The 16,560-nt window shown below is 46.8% G+C and carries 17 protein-coding genes; all 17 read right to left on the bottom strand.

The window, feature by feature from the left end; all coding sequences use genetic code 11:
* Position 1: 1 nt before the first annotated feature.
* The 17 genes from PHF32_04875 to PHF32_04795 all read right to left on the bottom strand — a co-directional run bounded on the left by PHF32_04875 (position 2) and on the right by PHF32_04795 (position 16,047).
* Positions 2–1,084, bottom strand: coding sequence for a radical SAM protein (locus PHF32_04875; GenBank protein ID MDD4560060.1), 1,083 nt, complete (start codon positions 1,082–1,084; stop codon positions 2–4).
* Positions 1,085–1,093: 9 nt separating this feature from the next.
* Complete coding sequence (locus PHF32_04870; GenBank protein ID MDD4560059.1) at positions 1,094–1,981, bottom strand: glycosyltransferase family 2 protein; 888 nt, start codon at positions 1,979–1,981, stop codon at positions 1,094–1,096.
* A 5-nt stretch (positions 1,982–1,986) separates the two neighbouring features.
* Positions 1,987–2,457 (bottom strand): transcription antitermination factor NusB, encoded by a 471-nt coding sequence (gene nusB / locus PHF32_04865; protein ID MDD4560058.1) that lies wholly within the window; start codon positions 2,455–2,457, stop codon positions 1,987–1,989.
* The gene (gene ribE, locus PHF32_04860; GenBank protein MDD4560057.1) at positions 2,441–2,920 is read right to left on the bottom strand and encodes a 6,7-dimethyl-8-ribityllumazine synthase; all 480 of its coding nucleotides are present in this window, start codon (positions 2,918–2,920) and stop codon (positions 2,441–2,443) included. Before ribE ends, nusB begins: the two co-directional genes overlap by 17 nt.
* Positions 2,921–2,994: 74 nt before the next feature.
* Entirely contained in the window at positions 2,995–4,269 is a 1,275-nt protein-coding gene (locus tag PHF32_04855) for a DUF512 domain-containing protein (GenBank protein MDD4560056.1), read from the bottom strand.
* Entirely contained in the window at positions 4,269–5,039 is a 771-nt protein-coding gene (locus tag PHF32_04850; protein MDD4560055.1) for an ATP-binding protein, read from the bottom strand. The genes PHF32_04855 and PHF32_04850 overlap by 1 nt, the downstream gene beginning before the upstream one ends.
* A complete protein-coding gene (locus tag PHF32_04845; GenBank protein ID MDD4560054.1) occupies positions 5,036–6,151 on the bottom strand; it encodes an N-acetylmuramoyl-L-alanine amidase in 1,116 nt (371 codons plus the stop codon). The genes PHF32_04850 and PHF32_04845 overlap by 4 nt, the downstream gene beginning before the upstream one ends.
* A complete protein-coding gene (locus PHF32_04840; GenBank protein MDD4560053.1) occupies positions 6,148–7,080 on the bottom strand; it encodes a radical SAM protein in 933 nt (310 codons plus the stop codon). The genes PHF32_04845 and PHF32_04840 overlap by 4 nt, the downstream gene beginning before the upstream one ends.
* Positions 7,080–7,463: a cytidine deaminase gene (locus PHF32_04835; GenBank protein ID MDD4560052.1), complete on the bottom strand. Its 384-nt coding sequence runs from the start codon at positions 7,461–7,463 to the stop codon at positions 7,080–7,082. Before PHF32_04835 ends, PHF32_04840 begins: the two co-directional genes overlap by 1 nt.
* A gap of 9 nt (positions 7,464–7,472) precedes the next feature.
* Complete coding sequence (locus tag PHF32_04830) at positions 7,473–8,573, bottom strand: sodium ion-translocating decarboxylase subunit beta (protein MDD4560051.1); 1,101 nt, start codon at positions 8,571–8,573, stop codon at positions 7,473–7,475.
* Between the two features lie 268 nt (positions 8,574–8,841).
* On the bottom strand, positions 8,842–9,612 hold the full coding sequence (gene lpxA / locus PHF32_04825; GenBank protein ID MDD4560050.1) for an acyl-ACP--UDP-N-acetylglucosamine O-acyltransferase: 771 nt from the start codon (positions 9,610–9,612) through the stop codon (positions 8,842–8,844).
* Positions 9,609–11,006 carry a bifunctional UDP-3-O-[3-hydroxymyristoyl] N-acetylglucosamine deacetylase/3-hydroxyacyl-ACP dehydratase gene (locus tag PHF32_04820; GenBank protein MDD4560049.1) on the bottom strand — a complete coding sequence of 466 codons (1,398 nt, stop codon included), beginning with the start codon at positions 11,004–11,006 and terminating at the stop codon, positions 9,609–9,611. The genes lpxA and PHF32_04820 overlap by 4 nt, the downstream gene beginning before the upstream one ends.
* Positions 11,006–12,040, bottom strand: coding sequence for a UDP-3-O-(3-hydroxymyristoyl)glucosamine N-acyltransferase (gene lpxD / locus PHF32_04815; GenBank protein ID MDD4560048.1), 1,035 nt, complete (start codon positions 12,038–12,040; stop codon positions 11,006–11,008). Before lpxD ends, PHF32_04820 begins: the two co-directional genes overlap by 1 nt.
* Positions 12,041–12,042: 2 nt before the next feature.
* Positions 12,043–12,696 (bottom strand): OmpH family outer membrane protein, encoded by a 654-nt coding sequence (locus tag PHF32_04810; GenBank protein ID MDD4560047.1) that lies wholly within the window; start codon positions 12,694–12,696, stop codon positions 12,043–12,045.
* A gap of 15 nt (positions 12,697–12,711) precedes the next feature.
* A complete protein-coding gene (gene gcvPB, locus PHF32_04805; GenBank protein MDD4560046.1) occupies positions 12,712–14,166 on the bottom strand; it encodes an aminomethyl-transferring glycine dehydrogenase subunit GcvPB in 1,455 nt (484 codons plus the stop codon).
* Positions 14,159–15,493, bottom strand: a complete 1,335-nt coding sequence (gene gcvPA, locus PHF32_04800; protein MDD4560045.1) for an aminomethyl-transferring glycine dehydrogenase subunit GcvPA — start codon at positions 15,491–15,493, stop codon at positions 14,159–14,161. Before gcvPA ends, gcvPB begins: the two co-directional genes overlap by 8 nt.
* 431 nt (positions 15,494–15,924) lie before the next feature.
* A complete protein-coding gene (locus PHF32_04795; GenBank protein MDD4560044.1) occupies positions 15,925–16,047 on the bottom strand; it encodes a hypothetical protein in 123 nt (40 codons plus the stop codon).
* Positions 16,048–16,560 lie beyond the last annotated feature (513 nt).

Below are 16,560 nucleotides of genomic sequence, written 5' to 3'. Positions count from 1 at the left end.
ATCAACTCCACCAATGAATGAAACTGCGGTAGCTTACCCGCAGCAATGTGGGGATATCCATCAACATATTTGTGTAAGAGGCATTTGCCAGGGGACACCAGCATTCCTTGCGATGGATGCTGAGCCTGTCTTTTCTGGCTTTTTGGCCATACCACACTTTGGGAAATTTGTACTTTGCTTCTCGCAGGTTGCCCAGAGACTTTGCTTTCACGCAACAGCTCCAGACATCGCCATCCGGAGATATCTGACACGAAGCTATTCCCGAGTAACAGGGAATAATCTGTTTTTCATCCCGCATGATAGCCTTTACGAAATTGTAGTATTCGATGCGGAATGCCATGGTAATCTTACTCATACCACGGTATTTCTCGTTTTTGATGCGGTGGATCAGGTAGTCTATAGCAGATTTGTATGCAACTTTGCCGGGTGTGATGTCCAAGCCAATGGTATCCAGTTCCACCCGTTCTTCGGCAATCTCGGTGATATAGCTATCCGGTTGCAAACGCATCAGTTCGTTGGCGATGGAATAGAAGTTCTCCACATTGTAGCGGGATATCACTGTGTGAATCCCGACCTGTAGATTTGGCAGATTGAGGCCTTTAAGTTTACTGAAGGTCGATATAGCTTTCTTGTAATTCCCGGGAACGTTGCGGATATCATCGTGTTGAGCCTCAATGCCGTCGATCGATACATTTATGATGATCTGAGCTTTGGGGCAAGCCCGGGCAATTGCTTCTACTTTTTCAACGATCGTACTCACCAGAAGACCATTGGTAGGGATGTTGATAATGCGGGGCCGGGAGACTTTGTAAATGGTGGTAACCACCTCCACTATGTCCCGACGCAGGAAGGGTTCTCCTCCACTGAATGTAATCCAATATGGGCTTCTGCCCACACTGCGGAAAATCTTCGCATACTCCTCAGGACTTAGGTTATCTGCCTTTTTCTTCCAAATCCTGCAGGTGCTGCAACGTGAATTGCAGGAATAAAGCAGGCTCACAGTGTAGTTCATAGGCAGAATACGGGGGAAGCCAAGATGCTTCATTAGCCAGTATCCGATGATGCGAATCATTATAAATATCATGCCGTTCCCTTATGCTTTTAGCTTCTTTGTGCTGGTTGAGATATCCCAGGCAAAGGGATTTTTGCCTTTGATATAAAAATCCCAAGAACCCAAGAGACGGCAAAACACTTCCAAAATTACTGCTCCTGCCAGTCTGAGTATTTCTGTGGGTCTTTCCGCCATTTCCTCTTTCAGGATGGTAAACAAGGTAGCTTTGTCCTGGGATATCACTTGATAATTCTGATGCTTCATTAGCCATAAATGTCCGTTTTGAATGCGACGGCGTTGTTTTACAAAATCCCTGAAGGTCTCAGGACCCTTGTTGATGATCTCAGCTTGAGGAATATAGCGCAAGTGCAGGCCATGCTGCTTCACGATGGCTTCAATGCTGGCTTCATCAACCGCAGATTCCCGTGGGATACTTTTCATCAACCTACGGAAAGCTATCATTTCACCAAGTTTGGGTGAGATCAGCGCCATTCTGTGATGCATCCGCCAGAGCAGGTTTACGCAGTAACCAATAAAGTTGCGGTCGCTATTGATGGGCATCGGTCTGCCACCGCTTGCCCCCACATCAGGATCGTCAAACGCACTAACCAGGAGCTCAATCGTGTGTTCGGCGGGGATCACATCTCCGGAGATCACCACGAGAATCGGTTCGGAAGAGTGCTCTATGAACAGATTAATGGCATTGGATTTACCTTCCCGTTTTGGCTGTGTGTATAGTGTGACATCAGAGTGATTCAAAGCATATTGCCTTACCAGATCGTCGGTTTTATCCGTGCTGGCGCTGGAGACTACGATAATCTCCTTTATCTCTGCCTGATTCAGCTTTTGCTGATGAAGAGCCTTAAGCAAATGCAGGATATTTGCTTCTTCATTGTGGGCGAAAACGCCGATACTGCAGCTAATCTTCATCTTAATCAGGTGGGCAATTGCCTTCCCGGAATACTATGAGGTATCCCTTTGTTGATGGCATCCAGGATTCCGTTGATGAACTTACCGGTGTGTTCACTACAGAACTTCTTGGCTATCTCAATGCTTTCATTGATGATAACCGGAGCAGGAGTATCAGTAAACATCAGTTCATACACCGCCACAAGCAGGATGCTTTTATCCAAATGTGCGATAGATTCCAGAGACCAATGTTCGGTGTATTTATCGATTTCAGCTTCGATGTCTTCGATGTTGATAATAGTGTTCTTTACCAATTCATCCGCAAAAGCATATAAGGGCGAGCTGGGGCTGATGTTTTCAGCTGAAGTCAATTGCCGCAGCACTTCAGGATACTCGTTCAGAAAGCCATATTCCCGAAAATCGGCTGCAACATCGGCAAAATCCAGTGCGTATATGCACTGAACGGCAAATTCGCGCGCTTTACGACGCTGGCCCATTTTGCATCTCCCTCAACAAGCTAACCATCTCCACTGCACTCAGCGCCGCGCTAAAGCCTTTGTTTCCGGATTTTGTGCCGGCACGTTCAATGGCCTGATCCACGCTGTCTGTGGTTAGAACTCCGAATATCACCGGTTTACCGCTGTGTAAAGCCACCTGCGCCACACCTTTGCTAACTTCGGAAGACACATACTCAAAATGGGGTGTACCACCACGAATCACCGCGCCAAGGCAGATAACCGCATCTGTATGGGGATCTTCGGCGGCTTTTTGAGCCAGTAGAGGAATCTCGAAAGCTCCGGGAACCCAGATCACCGTGATGTCATCTTCACGCACTTCACTACGGCGCAGACAGTCAAGAGCTCCTTCCAGCAGTTTACTGCTGATAGCCTCATTGAACCTGCTTACTACAATGCTAAAGCGATAGCCTTTGGAAACCAGATTTCCTTGTATTGTACGCATCGATAGCTCCTTTAACCTATATTGATCGATGGAAGTCAAGATAAATAATGGCGTAAATCATTCAAGCAAAATCTTTAGTTATAACGCTGCCAATTGTCCCAAAGGGGATCGACGACCAGGATTTTGCTGCCGAGGGCTCGCTGCAGATCCGCTATCGTCTTGCCGTCCAAAGTATATCCCTCATGATTGAAGATGCAGGATGGCAATACAATCGTGGAGTTTGGTTTGGGATTTATCTGCTGGATGATGTCCTGTGCAGTAAGCAAGCCAGCTACCGTCACATGCTCTCCGAAGAAATCGTTACGGATCGCCTGAAGCACCAAACTGCGATCTGGGAGGCGTTTTGCCAGGTCTTTCACGATCTGCCTGATCCATCTTTCAGCGCTTTGAGAACACGCAAAGAGATAAGCGGAATCACTCTGGCGCAATTCCTTCAAGAATGCCCGTTTACGCTTGCTGAAGTTTGTCCTGGTATAGCGAAGCATCCCGATGCCATTCTCCAATTGGGGATAATCCATATAAAAGTCATCTTCGGAAACTTCGCGATTTGCCAAAGAGTAGAATTCATCCGCGGCAAAGATGATCCCGCTGTCGTATTGGGCTCTGAGGTCTGCGATTATATCCAGGGTCTCTACTGCTGTAGCAGAGTCAAAGGTACTTAGCTCACACAAGCCCTCCCGGTATTTGGTAAGCCCTACCGGGACTACTCCGATGGACTCTATATTCAAATCCGGGTCCATCAGGTCACGGATGCTGCTACGCAGTTCATCCTTATCATTATAACCGGGAACGCATACAAACTGAATGTGAAAGCTGATGCCGCACTGTGCCAATCGACGTAGTATCTTCATGGCATCCATCGGTTTGTCAGAACGGATCATCTTCTGCCGCAAGGCATTGTTTGTGCTGTGTAAGGATACGTACAGGGGGCTGATATGCTGATCACAAATACGCTTGAGATCCTCTTCCTTCAAGTTTGTGAGAGTAATGTAATTGCCAAACACAAAGGAAAAGATGTAGTCATCATCCTTTACATAAAGGGTCTTGCGCATTTTAGGGGGCATTTGGTCGATAAAGCAAAAGATGCAGTGGTTATTGCAATTACGGTGCTTGTATTCAAAAGGGGTGATGCCCAAAGGACGAGTGTTCTCTCGGTAGATACTTACTGCTTTCTGGATTCCTGCTGTGTCTTCCAGCAGAAAACTCAGATGATAATCCGAAGCATAAAATTCCAGCTCCAGGAAATCGCGGATAGCTAAACCATTGATCTCCAGAATGATTTCACCGGCTTGCAAGCCAGCTTCATCCGCTAAACTACCCGGTTCAATGGATCGGATTGCCAGAGGCATTAATGCAGTTCCACCGGTATCTTCAGATGGAAACAGCTACCAATGTTCACAGTGGATGTTGCGCTGATCTCTCCGCCCAGAAGCTCCACTATCTTGCCGGACAATCCCAAGCCCAGCCCCAGACCGGGATAAGACCTTGTGATGCTGTTATCAGCCTGCTCAAAAACCTGAAAGATGTATCGAAGCCGATCTGGTTCAATCCCACAACCAGTATCTTCAACCTCAATATCCAGCCAGGGATATTCGCTGGACATGTCCATCAACCGTATTCGCAGAGTTACTGATCCGGTTTCTGTGAATTTGATAGCATTTGTGAGGATAAAGGATAGCAATCGTTCCAGTTTTTCCTCATCTACTATGGCAATAGGGAGATCATGTTGAACATCCAGGATCGGCTTCAGGTTCTTCTCCGCTATCAGTGGACGGAATTGAGCCCAAATCCGATCGATCATCTTGTCCAGATCACAATCAACTGGATGCAAATTGGTTTTGCCCATTTGCAGATTAGATAGATCCAGCAGGTTTCCAATCAGCAGGAGAAGCTTCTTTCCGCTATCCAGGATTACATCCAGATAATCAGACTGCTGAGGATTTAGCTCTGTGCTTTTCAGCATCTGAGCAAAACCCATGATGGCATTCATGGGAGTGCGAATCTCGTGGCTGATGTTGCTAATAAAAGCGTTCTTTGCGATTGCTACCGGATCCAAATTCATATCCAGTCCGGTATCCAACTCTTCTTTGATTGACTTCTTTTTGTTTGCACTAGTCATGTGTTACGAATCCTGTCGTATCTGAATTTAAAGCGTTTTATTCCCTCAAATATGGTCCGGGCCAGACGCTGTTGGTACTCATCATTTACCAATAAGCGTTCTTCATCCGGGTTTGATATGAAGCCAAGTTCGATTAAGACAGAGGGCATAAATGCACCTCTCAGAACATAAAAGTTTGCTTGTTTTACTCCCCGGTCATAAGCCTGAGTGCCTGCGATCAGGTTTTGCTGGACACTACTAGCCAATTCGTTACTGCTTTCCAAGTGTTCTGTCTGGCTAAGGTCGCTGAGGATGAAATCCAGGTCGTCATATTTGCTACGAGCGGAGGCACCTCCCTCATACATCTCAACAACTTGGTTTTCCAAGGCTTCCACCGCACGGGCGTCGCTAGTCATAGCCGTAGAGAGGTAATATGTCTCAGTCCCTTTGGAAGCACTGCTTTTTGAGGCATTGGTATGAATACTCACAAAGAGATCAGCCTTGTTCTCATTGGCAAACTTGGTTCTATCTCCCAGAGAGACAAAACGATCGTCCGAACGCGACATCATCACTCTTACACCCAGTTCTGTCTCCAGCATGTGTTTCAGCTTCATGGCCACACTCAGATTGATGTCTTTTTCTCGTGCCTTCAGAATCTTGCCCACTGCACCGGGATCTTTCCCGCCATGACCGGGATCCAGCACGATCACATGTACACTGTGATCCACGGGCTTATGAATCTGCAAAATGGAGTCTTTATATACATGCTCACCCGGAAAATGTATGGGCAGATGCTCCGTAAAGAAGATACGGGGAAGGTAATAATGCTTGCCAATACGCTTCAGGGGATATTGCATGTTGAATGTATCGATCTTGTAACTGTAATACCGGGTTCCCTCCAGAAAGATGAAGGTCTCACCGTAGATGTGCAAGTAGAGCCGCTGGTCGGTTCGTTCATGCTTTTGGATACAACTGAAGATGGAGCTTAGATCTTTGATGGCCAAATACTGTACTTTATCGATCTCTGTTTCAGGGATATTGTATCGGGTACTTTCTCCCTGCACTTGTATCCTAAGCCCCCACATGAGGGTGTAAGCGAACAGAATCAGCATCGTACAGTATAGTTTATTCATCCATGTTTTCCTTGGCTTATGGTCTGTGACACTGTATTATCCTCTATCTGAAACTTCGGAGTCCAGAGATCATCACTGGAAAGCTGTTGCACATACACTCGCTGGAAACCGAGTTCGGAAGCAAGCTCCACTAGTTCTTGATACTCGTTGGACAGAACTCCCCTGCTCAATTCCGGATACTGAGGTGCATCCGCTGCAGGATAATACTGTGCCATTAAGCTAAGTGCCATATTTGGGCCAAATTCGTAGAAAATCTTTTTCAAACTCATTTTTGTTCCTGCCAGCCCGTGAGGTAAAACCAATAATCGGATCATCATTCCACTCTCTGCCAATGAGTTAGCGTTCAGACGAAGATGTCCGACCTGGCGATACATTTCTTTGAGAGCAGTGAATGCCACCTCCGGATAATCTGCAGCATGAGAGTATTTTCCGGCATATATTCCATGAGCATACTTGTAATCCGGCAGATAGATATCCACCAAGCCCTCCAGGCTTTGCAGGGTATCCACTTTTTCGTAAGCACTGCTATTCCACAATACCGGAATCCCTAGTCCCTTTTGCTTGGCCAGTTCCAATGCGCTCTTAATCTGCGGGCTATACTGAGTGGGTGTTACCAGATTCAAGTTGTGTGCACCTTGTTTTTCAAGATCCAAAAAAACATCCACCAGCTCTGTTTCGCTGATGATATGTCCATGCCCTTCCCGGCTTATCACATAATTCTGACAGAATACACAGCGCAGATTGCAATGAGAGAAAAATACCGTTCCGCTGCCATTAGTTCCGGATATTGGCGGTTCTTCACCATAATGCAACTGAGCCAGATTGATCTTGAGTTCTACTGGAGCCTGACAAAAGCCCTTGTGTTTATAGCGATTTACACCACATTCTCTGGGGCATATTCTACAGCCACTCAGCAGAGCTTCATTCATCACAGTCGAAAAGCTCCTGGCAAGAGCTTGTCCATAGTGCTCTCTATGGTTTCGTTCCAGTTTGCATATAGTATGGGGATATCCGGGGCGAATTCGCTAATCACCTGACGGCAGGCACCACAAGGAGGGAAAGTTTTGTCGCTATCCACATAGATTGCTATAGCTTTGAAGTCTCGATGTCCTTCGCTGATCGCTTTAAAGATCGCCGTACGTTCGGCACAGATGGTAAGTGAAAAGGAAGCATTCTCGACATTGCAGCCACAGAAGATACTGCCATCAGCACATTTGACCGCACTGCCAACTTTATATCCCGAATAGGGCGCATAAGCAGTTTTCGCAGCTTCTCTGGCCTTCTCCAGTAGTTCCTTAAGTTCGCTATTCATAGTTTTCTCCTATGCGAGGAGGGACAGAATGATGCCTCCGGCGATCACGGAACTGATCTGTCCGCCAACGTTTACGCTAACCGCCGGCATCAGCAGAAAGTTGAAAGGATCCTCTTTTTGACCCATCTGATGGATCACCCGGGCACTCATCGGAAACGCTGATATACCACAGGCACCGATCATCGGATTCACCTTATCCTTGCGAATCAGGTTCAAAAACTTTGCAAACAGCACTCCACCAGCAGTATCGAAGATAAACGCAACCAAGCCCAATACAATGATCAGCAGAGTTTCCGGACGCAAGAAAGACTCTCCCTGCATCTTGCTGGCAATGGTGATGCCCAAAAGGATGGTAACGATGTTGCCCAGTTCATTCTGAGCGCTTTTGGACAGACTATCCAATACCTTGCATTCACGCAGCAGATTGCCGAACATCAGAAATCCGATCAAAGCCAAAGATGCGGGGACAAAGATTCCCGCCACGATGGTGATGGCAATCGGGAATAGTATCTTCAGAGTTTGAGGCACATCTCCGCTATGGTAATCCATGCGGATCTTCCGCTCTTTCTGGGTAGTAAGAGCCCGGATAACCGGGGGTTGGATGATGGGAACCAGAGCCATATAGGAGTATGCTGCCACGGAGATCGGTCCCAAGAGCTTGGGAGCAAAGCGGTTTGCCACATATATCGACGTAGGCCCGTCCGCAGCTCCGATGATGCCGATAGAAGCAGCTTCCTTGATGTCGAAACCCCATGCCGCCGCCACCACGATGGTCACAAAGATACCAAATTGCGCAGCAGCGCCAAAAAGCAACATAAACGGATTCTTGAGTAAGGGTGTAAAATCGATCATTGCTCCGATAGCGATGAAGATAAGCAAAGGAAAAAGCTCTGTATCGATACCCGCTTTAAACAAAACTGTCAAGGGTCCATGCTCTCCGATTGCCGCAGACATCGGGATGTTTGCCAGGATGGTTCCAAAGCCTATCGGCAATAGCAATGCCGGCTCGTATTTCTTGCTAATTGCCAGCCATATCAATACAATACCCACAACGATCATAATCAGCTGTGAGAGCTGAAACTGAGTAAGGGCGGAAAGCATTATTTCCATTTCGACTCCAATTGTTCAGATAAATGGCACGGTATTTAGCCTGCAGTATTTTGTCAAGTTCCGCTAAAGATTCTACGCTTCAGAGTTATGTTTTCTATCAGAAAAACCGGCATAAGCCAAGTGGAATATGATGGTGCAATATCGCCTAGTGACTCGTCAAGGCATGAATGTCGTTTTGCTACTGGACTGCCAAACTTGAGATTGATTCAAAAGCTTCCTTCGGTCGCTGTGGCAATACGGAGATTGCCACACCAAACCTGACATGACACTAGTTCGAAATGCCTCTATCGGCAGTCTTCACAAAGTCCACAAAGACTTTCTGATACTCATCCAGATCCATGCTTTCGGCTTTTTCCAAAGCCTGGGTGGTGTTCAGCTTGCTGCGGTAAAAGAGGTTGTAGATCTCTTTGATGCTGGCGATGGCTTCATTGGAGAAGCCTTTGCGCATCAGACCAACGCTGTTTAAACCCACAGTAAGATAGGGATTTCCCTGTCCGCGGGAGAAGGGCACAATGTCCTTTTTAACGGCGGAAGCTCCACCCACAAAAGCTTGGGTTCCAATGTGTACAAACTGATGAACAGCTGTTACACCGCCGATGGTGGCGAAATCGTGCACATGCACATGTCCCGCCAGCTGAACCACATTGGAGATAATGCAGTTGTTTCCAATCTGGCAATTGTGCGCAATATGCACATATTCCATGATCAGATTGCGGGAACCCACCACCGTATCTTCTTCCATCTGATTGCTGCGATTGATGGTTGCAAACTCACGTATGGTATTGTGGTCACCAATTCTCAGCCGACTGGGCTCTCCGGCGAATTTCAGGTCTTGAGGGTCTGTGCCCAAAACTGCAAATGAAAATATCTTATTGCCCTTGCCGATGGTGGTGTGTCCGTCCAATATCACGTTGTTTTGCAGGATATTGTCATCTCCGATCACCACATGCTCCCCGATCACACAATATGGTCCTATCTCACAGTTTGCACCTATGGTGGCTCCTTCTTTTATTATCGTTGTGGGATGAATCTTGCTCATACATTCCTCTTCGTAATCATTGCCATAAAGTCGCCTTCTGTAACCTTTTCCCCATTCACATAAGTATCCCCGTGCATTTTTGCCAAAGACCGTTTCAGAGATATCACTGTAAGCTCGTAACGAAGTGTATCCCCGGGCATCACCGGCTTGCGGAACTTCACGTTGTCTATGGAAGCAAAGTACGCCACATAATCCTGTGGATTGTCCAGTTGATTGAGCAACATGATGCCTCCCGCCTGTGCCATACCTTCGATGATCAGCACACCGGGCATGATGGGATGTCCAGGGAAATGCCCCTGGAAAAAAGGTTCATTGATGGTTACATTCTTCATTCCCACAATGCTTTCACCGGGAATGAATTCCAGAATCTTATCTACCAGCAGGAAGGGATAGCGATGCGGGATGATCCGCATGATGGCGTTGATGTCGAACACCACTTCTTTGCTTTTAGCCTTCTGGTATATCATCTGAAGCTCTTGCTTTTTCTGGATCTGACGTAGTTTTTTTACCAGTTCCACATTGGTTTTGTGCCCGCTGCGCGCAGCTAGGATATGCCCTTTGATGGGCACTCCCAATAGCATGATGTCTCCCAAAAGATCACATACTTTGTGGCGTACAAATTCGTTGTAATAGCGGAGCGGATGGCTGTTCAGGATGCCTTCTTCGGACACGGTCACCTTATTGTGATAGCCAAATACATCCTGTAAGTGTTTCAGTTCCTCGTCGCTAATGCCGGGTTCCGCAATCACCAAGGCGTTTTCCAGAGAACCACCCTTGATCAGCCCCATTTCTTTGAGCTGCAAGATCTCTTTGATAAAGCAGAAAGTTCTGGCTCCGGCAAACTCCTTTTCATACACATCGAGATTTGGTAGCCAGGTATATTGAGTACCCAGATAGGGATGTTTATAATCTATCATGAAAGTGATTTTCAGCTCATTGGAAGGCACTATTACCACGTCCACATTTTCCCTTGGTGCGGAAAAACTGATGGGACCCTCGATCTCAAAATAGACGCGTTCGCTATCCTGTTGAACCTTCCCGGCTTGCTTCAACAGATTGAAGAACACAATGGGACTACCATCTGCCACCGGCGCTTCTGGCCCGTCGATTTCGATGCGGACATTATCCAGATTCAAGCCCTTGATGGCAGAGAGGACATGTTCGATGGTGCCTACAGTAGCGTCTCCAACTCCGATGGTTGTGCCCCGGGAAATATCCACCACATGATCGATATCTGCTGGTATTTCAGGACGATTTGGTAAATCTATCCTGATAAACACAATGCCATCATCACAACCGGCTGGTTTGAAGCGGATCGTGGAGACTTCTCCGCTGTGTAAACCGATCCCGGTGTAGGATACTTCAGAACCAATAGTCTGTTTATATTCTTTCATTACTTTTCATCCTTGAGTCTTTTTTGGTAATCCCGATACATATCTGGCAGATACTTCTGAGCCACATAAACGCGTTTCATTTGATTGGCATCCGCAGCGGGAGTGCCAAAGTAACGCGCTCCAGCAGGTATACTACCGGCTATGCCGCTTTGCGCTCCCACCATTGCTCCATCTCCGATGCTGAGGTGTCCAGCCGCTCCAACCTGACCGGCCAGATACACGTAGTCTCCCACAATCGTGCTGCCAGCAAGGCCAACCTGTGCGCAAAGCACGCTGTTTTGCCCGATCACGCAATTGTGGCCTACTTGCACCAGATTGTCGATCTTAGTACCCTTACCCACTACTGTGGAGCCCAAGGTAGCCCGATCGATAGTGCTGTTTGCACCAATCTCCACATCATCGTGAATCACCACATTGCCTACCTGGGGTATCTTGGTCTGGCGACCTTCCAAAACCAGATAGCCAAAGCCATCTGCACCCAATACAGCACCGCTGTGAATCTCGCAATTCTTGCCAATCTCTGTATCAGCATACAGGCACACTCTATCGTGCAACACACTGGCACTGCCTATGCAAACGTTTTCACCAATATGACAACCGGCACCGATGCGAACACCCTTGCCCAAAGTGACATTGGCACCCACAACGCTATATGCGCCGATTGAGACTTCGCCCTCAAACCGAGCGCTTGAATCGATGATTGCACTTGGATGAATAGAGTATTCCATTACTCCGGCATCCAGCTTCAACCAATAAGCCACCAAGCTCATGAAACCGATATACGGTTTATCACAGATCAAAAGGCTTCTGCCCTGAAAGCGGGGAGCAAAAGCAGGATTCGTGATAATCAAGCCCGCCGGAGAAGCATTAACTGCATCCACCAAGCGTTCCTGTTCACAAAAGATCACAGAACCGGGAAGTGCCTCGCTTGCTTCACATACACTATCCAACTCTATATCCTGGTATCCCTCCCACAAGCCTTGAGTAGCCGCTATTACTTCCGTTGCGCCTATATGTTGCTTAAATCTTTTCATGATCAGGGTTTCTTGTCTTCAGTATTTTCCATGCCAAAATCGTCCGTAAATCCTCCAAATCCATCATCCATCTGATTACCCAAAGGATCTTTGGTCTCTTCCTTATCCGGTATGGGTTCATCTGTGCCTTCTCCAGGTGCGATGGTATCCTTGTTCAATTCCTGCAGGATCTGATCGGTAAGATCGATAGATGGAGCGGCATACAGCACCACACCCATGCTCACGTCCAGAATCATGGTATATTTCTCGTCTTCGGCAATCCTGGTAATAATGTCGTGTATCTTATTGGTGAGCGGATCGATGAGCTCACGGTAACGCTGTTCGGCTCTTCCATTTTCTCCAAAATACTCTTCCAGCAAGCGTCCGGCTTCTTCTTTCTTGCTGTCGATTTGGCTTTGTAGCTCACGTTTATTGGCTTCGCTGATAGACAGACGACGGATCTCAAAATCGCGCTCCATTTGCTTGATTTCTTCATCCAATCCCCGGATCTGGTTGCTCCAGTTCTGACGGTCCAGCTGGAACAATCTGGCAATTTCCGCTGCTTCATTGCTATCCATGAGAATGCGGTCGGTATTCACATAGCCCAGCTTCACATTTTGGGCACAAAGGCCGCTGAGGGCTACCAGGGCAAGGATCAGTATAAATAGCTTTTTCATTCAAACTCCTTTAGCTTATTTCTCGATCTTGAATATGGGATCGAGTTCTTTCACGGCGCGTACATCGTCCACCCGTCTCACCGGTGTGGTAATTGGCGCTTCATGTAGTAATTCAGGATTCTGCTGTGTTTCCTGTGCTATTTCTATCATAGCCTGAGCAAAAGCATCAAGCGATTCCAGACTCTCGGTTTCGGTAGGCTCGATCATCAAAGCTTCCGGAATGATCAGCGGGAAATATACAGTTGGAGCATGGAAACCTTTATCCAGCAAGCGTTTGGCAATATCCAGAGTTGATACGCCATGTTCTTTCTTCTGCCAGCTTCCATCTGCCACAAACTCATGCATGCAATATTCCTGATGCTGAATGTGGTAATAATCTTTTAATATCGCCATCAGATAATTGGCGTTGATAATCGCATTTTCGCTTACTCTGCGCAAGCCTTCCGCACCCAACATCTTGATGTAGATGTAGGCCCTCACCAAAATGGCAAAGTTACCGTAGAAGGTATGGACTTTCCCGATTGATGTGCTTTCGTGAGTATAATCAAAATGATAACCGGCATCATCATGACTGATGGTGGGAACCGGCAGATAGGGTATCAGTTTTTCAACCACGCCCACAGGACCCGCACCCGGACCGCCGCCTCCATGAGGCGTGGAGAAGGTCTTGTGCAGGTTGAAATGCATGATGTCAAAACCAATCTTACCCGGCTGTACAATGCCCAAAAGCGCGTTCAGATTTGCCCCGTCCATATAGATCAAGGCATCTACACTGTGCATGATCTCGGCAATCTCCTCGATCTGAGTTTCAAATAAACCCAGAGTATTGGGATTGGTAAGCATAAAGCCCGCAGTATTCTCATCCACCAACTCGCGCAAACGGGCTAGGTCACAACGGCCATCAGCATTGGACTTCAGTTCCACTACATCAAATCCGACTAGATGACACGTGGCAGGATTGGTGCCATGCGCGCTGTCCGGGATGATGATCTTGGTTTTGTGAGTATTGCCCTTTGCCTTGTGATAGGCAGAGACAATCTTGATTCCGGTAAATTCCCCTTGCGCACCGGCTCCTGGCTGCAAGGTTACTTTCGCCATACCGGATATCTCAGCAAGATCCTCCTGAAGCTCATAGAGCAACTCAAGTGCGCCCTGCAGAGTACTCTCATGCTGATAAGGATGAATGTTCGCAAAACAACTGTGGCGCACCAGAGTCTCATGGACTTTTGGATTATACTTCATCGTGCAGCTACCCAAAGGATACAAGCCTTTTTCGATAAAGTGGTTCTGCTGAGAAAGCTTGATGTAATGACGCATCACATCCAGTTCACTTAGTTCCGGCAGTCTGGCTGCTTTTTCCCGATGATATTTGGCAGGGATTAATTTCTCTAGGGGGGTATCGATCTCGCGAGAGGGCAAGCTCACGCCCTTGCGACCGGCAGATGAGTATTCAAAAACAGTCTTAGGCATGGCAGACCTCCTGCATCGCTTTTATAAAGTCATCAATTTGGGCTTTCGTCTTCTTTTCTGTAACAGCAAGCATCAGTTCGTTTTTGCCCACTTCCACACCGGCATATATCCCGCGAGGCAGCATCCTTTCATTAATTTCTGCCGCTGCGATGGGAGTAGTAATCACAAATTCTTTGAAGAATGGAGCCGCAGCATATTTCAGATCAATGCCTTGTATCTTGCACAGCTCCTCGGCGAGATAGTGCGCTTTCTGAGTGCTTTGAATGGCAACTTCTCGCAGGCCTTCACGACCCATCAAGCTCAGATATACCGTAGCAGCCAAAGTGCAAAGAGACTGATTGGAACAGATGTTTGAAGTAGCCTTTGCCCTGCGGATATGCTGTTCACGGGCTTGCAGAGTAAGGGCATAAGCACGCTTGCCTTCCTTGTCCACAGTGCCGCCCACGATTCTACCGGGCATCTGACGATTCATCTCCAGCTTTGTGGCAAAGAAGCCAAAGAGCGGGCCGCCCATATACATGCTGTTGCCCAAGGCTTGACCTTCCCCCACCACGATGTCGGCATCGTATTCGGAAGGTGAATTTAGTATCGCCAATGAGATGGGATCCACAGCCGCTATCAACAGGCACTTCTCATTAGTGTGTACGGCTTCCGAGATGGACTTGGCATCTTCGATATTGCCATTGAAATTTGGGCTTTGCAGCACTACTGAACCCACACTACCATCCAGCATCTGCTTTAAAGCTGCAAGATCGGTAAGGCCGTCTTTGGCAGGGATCGTAACCAGTTCCACACCCGTTCCTTCAGTATAGGCTTTGACTACCTTTACATATTCCGGGTTCAGAGTGGCAGGTAGCAAGGCTTTTAACAGCTTATTTTTACGCACTGCCATCAGGATGGCTTCGGCAACGGCGCTGGCTCCGTCGTACATCGAAGCATTGGCAATCTCCATGCCGGTAAGCTCGCATATCATGGTCTGATATTCATATATAAATTGCAGTGTGCCCTGGCTAACTTCTGCCTGATAAGGCGTGTAGGCGGTAAAAAATTCCGGACGGGATACGATGCTGTCAACCGCTGCAGGAATGAAATGATCATAGACTCCCGCACCAAGGAAGGAATTGGCGGATTGAGTGCAAAGATTGTTGCAGGTCTGACTCTTGATTTTGTTCGTGATCTCCATTTCAGAGAACGCTTTATCCATTTTCAAAGCACCCTTTAGGCGGAATTTCTCGGGAATAGCCTGGATAAGTTCGTCAAAACTTTGGACACCTATTTTGGCAAACATCTCCCGTCTATCTCTATCAGTATTAGAAATATACGGCATGTGTACTCCTTTTGTACTGCTACGTAAAATAATATTTTTTCCAAGCTTTCAGATTTGCTCTTTATGTCAATGGAATTCTATCACCTACATCCTCTGCCGTCTCAATGCTACAAGTTCACACCCAAACCTTCAAATCAATATCTCGTATCACATAGGGCTCGAAGTATTATATGTTTGGGAATTAAATAGGACTGGTTTTAGACATTGTCACAGTACTGGCATCCTGATCTGACTAATCACATCGGCAAGCAAATCAATAAAGGAACTGAACACTGATGAGCAATGTGTGAGGGTGCATACCTCATGTATCTCTATTAACAGTAAGCGTTCCCAGCAATCGTAGTTATCGGTTGTGCCAGGCAGTTGTGCCAGGCAATTGATAAGGCACCACTAAGCAAGGTGCTGAGTCCGCCTTCCTGGCACTTTATTCATCAGCTTTGAGTAAAGAACAGACGTTCATCTTCTGATAGCAGAATAGCGGTCAGGTTGCCGAAATTGAAGTCATCCGGATTGACCTTCCAGTCGAACTCATAGTTGAACTCAATCGCAGTCACTTACAAAACAATTCCAAGGCATCGGAATGAGGACTTTGCGCCTGAGATCTTATTAGGGCAGTATAGTCAAATCTAGCCATTGGGTTCAGGAGGGGACTTGTACTTATGGATATTATATTTGCAAAAAAGATGATACTAGATTTGCAATAACCCTGACAATGAATTTGTTAAAAGGGTTGAAACTGATTTGCAAAAAGGGTGATACTGGGGACTCAATGAAAACGGCGATTTGCAACGAAAGTGATACTAGAAAGTGATACTATTTGCAACTATGATCACTTATATCATTTGTATTAGTTACCACTCAATCATTTGTATTTCAATCATTTGTATTTCAGGAAAACATCATGTCAACTAAAATGTCAACTAAAATGTCAACTAAAATGTTGAGTGGTAACCCTTTAAAGTATACAGGGTCATTGATGATAAGATAGTCATTTCTGAAGGCATCGCAAAGGATGGGAGGGAAGATGAGTTTCATTGGTTTTAAACACTTGTTATCCATATAGATAA

Source organism: Candidatus Cloacimonadota bacterium, assembly GCA_028706475.1.
Taxonomy (GTDB): domain Bacteria; phylum Cloacimonadota; class Cloacimonadia; order Cloacimonadales; family Cloacimonadaceae; genus UBA5456.
The sequence above is the reverse complement of the archived record's forward strand: the minus strand, read 5'-3'. Positions and strand labels throughout refer to the sequence as shown.

Excerpts from the sequence above, each read along its gene's own strand:
- gcvPB (MDD4560046.1), bottom strand. The coding sequence starts at position 14,166 with ATGCCTAAGACTGTTTTTGAATACTCATCTGCCGGTCGCAAGGGCGTG.
- PHF32_04830 (MDD4560051.1), bottom strand. The coding sequence starts at position 8,573 with ATGGAAATAATGCTTTCCGCCCTTACTCAGTTTCAGCTCTCACAGCTG.
- PHF32_04845 (MDD4560054.1), bottom strand. The coding sequence starts at position 6,151 with ATGAATAAACTATACTGTACGATGCTGATTCTGTTCGCTTACACCCTC.
- nusB (MDD4560058.1), bottom strand. The coding sequence starts at position 2,457 with ATGGGCCAGCGTCGTAAAGCGCGCGAATTTGCCGTTCAGTGCATATAC.
- PHF32_04840 (MDD4560053.1), bottom strand. The coding sequence starts at position 7,080 with ATGAATGAAGCTCTGCTGAGTGGCTGTAGAATATGCCCCAGAGAATGT.
- lpxA (MDD4560050.1), bottom strand. The coding sequence starts at position 9,612 with ATGAGCAAGATTCATCCCACAACGATAATAAAAGAAGGAGCCACCATA.
- PHF32_04810 (MDD4560047.1), bottom strand. The coding sequence starts at position 12,696 with ATGAAAAAGCTATTTATACTGATCCTTGCCCTGGTAGCCCTCAGCGGC.
- gcvPA (MDD4560045.1), bottom strand. The coding sequence starts at position 15,493 with ATGCCGTATATTTCTAATACTGATAGAGATAGACGGGAGATGTTTGCC.
- PHF32_04835 (MDD4560052.1), bottom strand. The coding sequence starts at position 7,463 with ATGAATAGCGAACTTAAGGAACTACTGGAGAAGGCCAGAGAAGCTGCG.
- PHF32_04820 (MDD4560049.1), bottom strand. The coding sequence starts at position 11,006 with ATGAAAGAATATAAACAGACTATTGGTTCTGAAGTATCCTACACCGGG.
- PHF32_04850 (MDD4560055.1), bottom strand. The coding sequence starts at position 5,039 with ATGACTAGTGCAAACAAAAAGAAGTCAATCAAAGAAGAGTTGGATACC.
- PHF32_04870 (MDD4560059.1), bottom strand. The coding sequence starts at position 1,981 with ATGAAGATTAGCTGCAGTATCGGCGTTTTCGCCCACAATGAAGAAGCA.
- PHF32_04855 (MDD4560056.1), bottom strand. The coding sequence starts at position 4,269 with ATGCCTCTGGCAATCCGATCCATTGAACCGGGTAGTTTAGCGGATGAA.
- lpxD (MDD4560048.1), bottom strand. The coding sequence starts at position 12,040 with ATGAAAAGATTTAAGCAACATATAGGCGCAACGGAAGTAATAGCGGCT.
- PHF32_04875 (MDD4560060.1), bottom strand. The coding sequence starts at position 1,084 with ATGATATTTATAATGATTCGCATCATCGGATACTGGCTAATGAAGCAT.
- ribE (MDD4560057.1), bottom strand. The coding sequence starts at position 2,920 with ATGCGTACAATACAAGGAAATCTGGTTTCCAAAGGCTATCGCTTTAGC.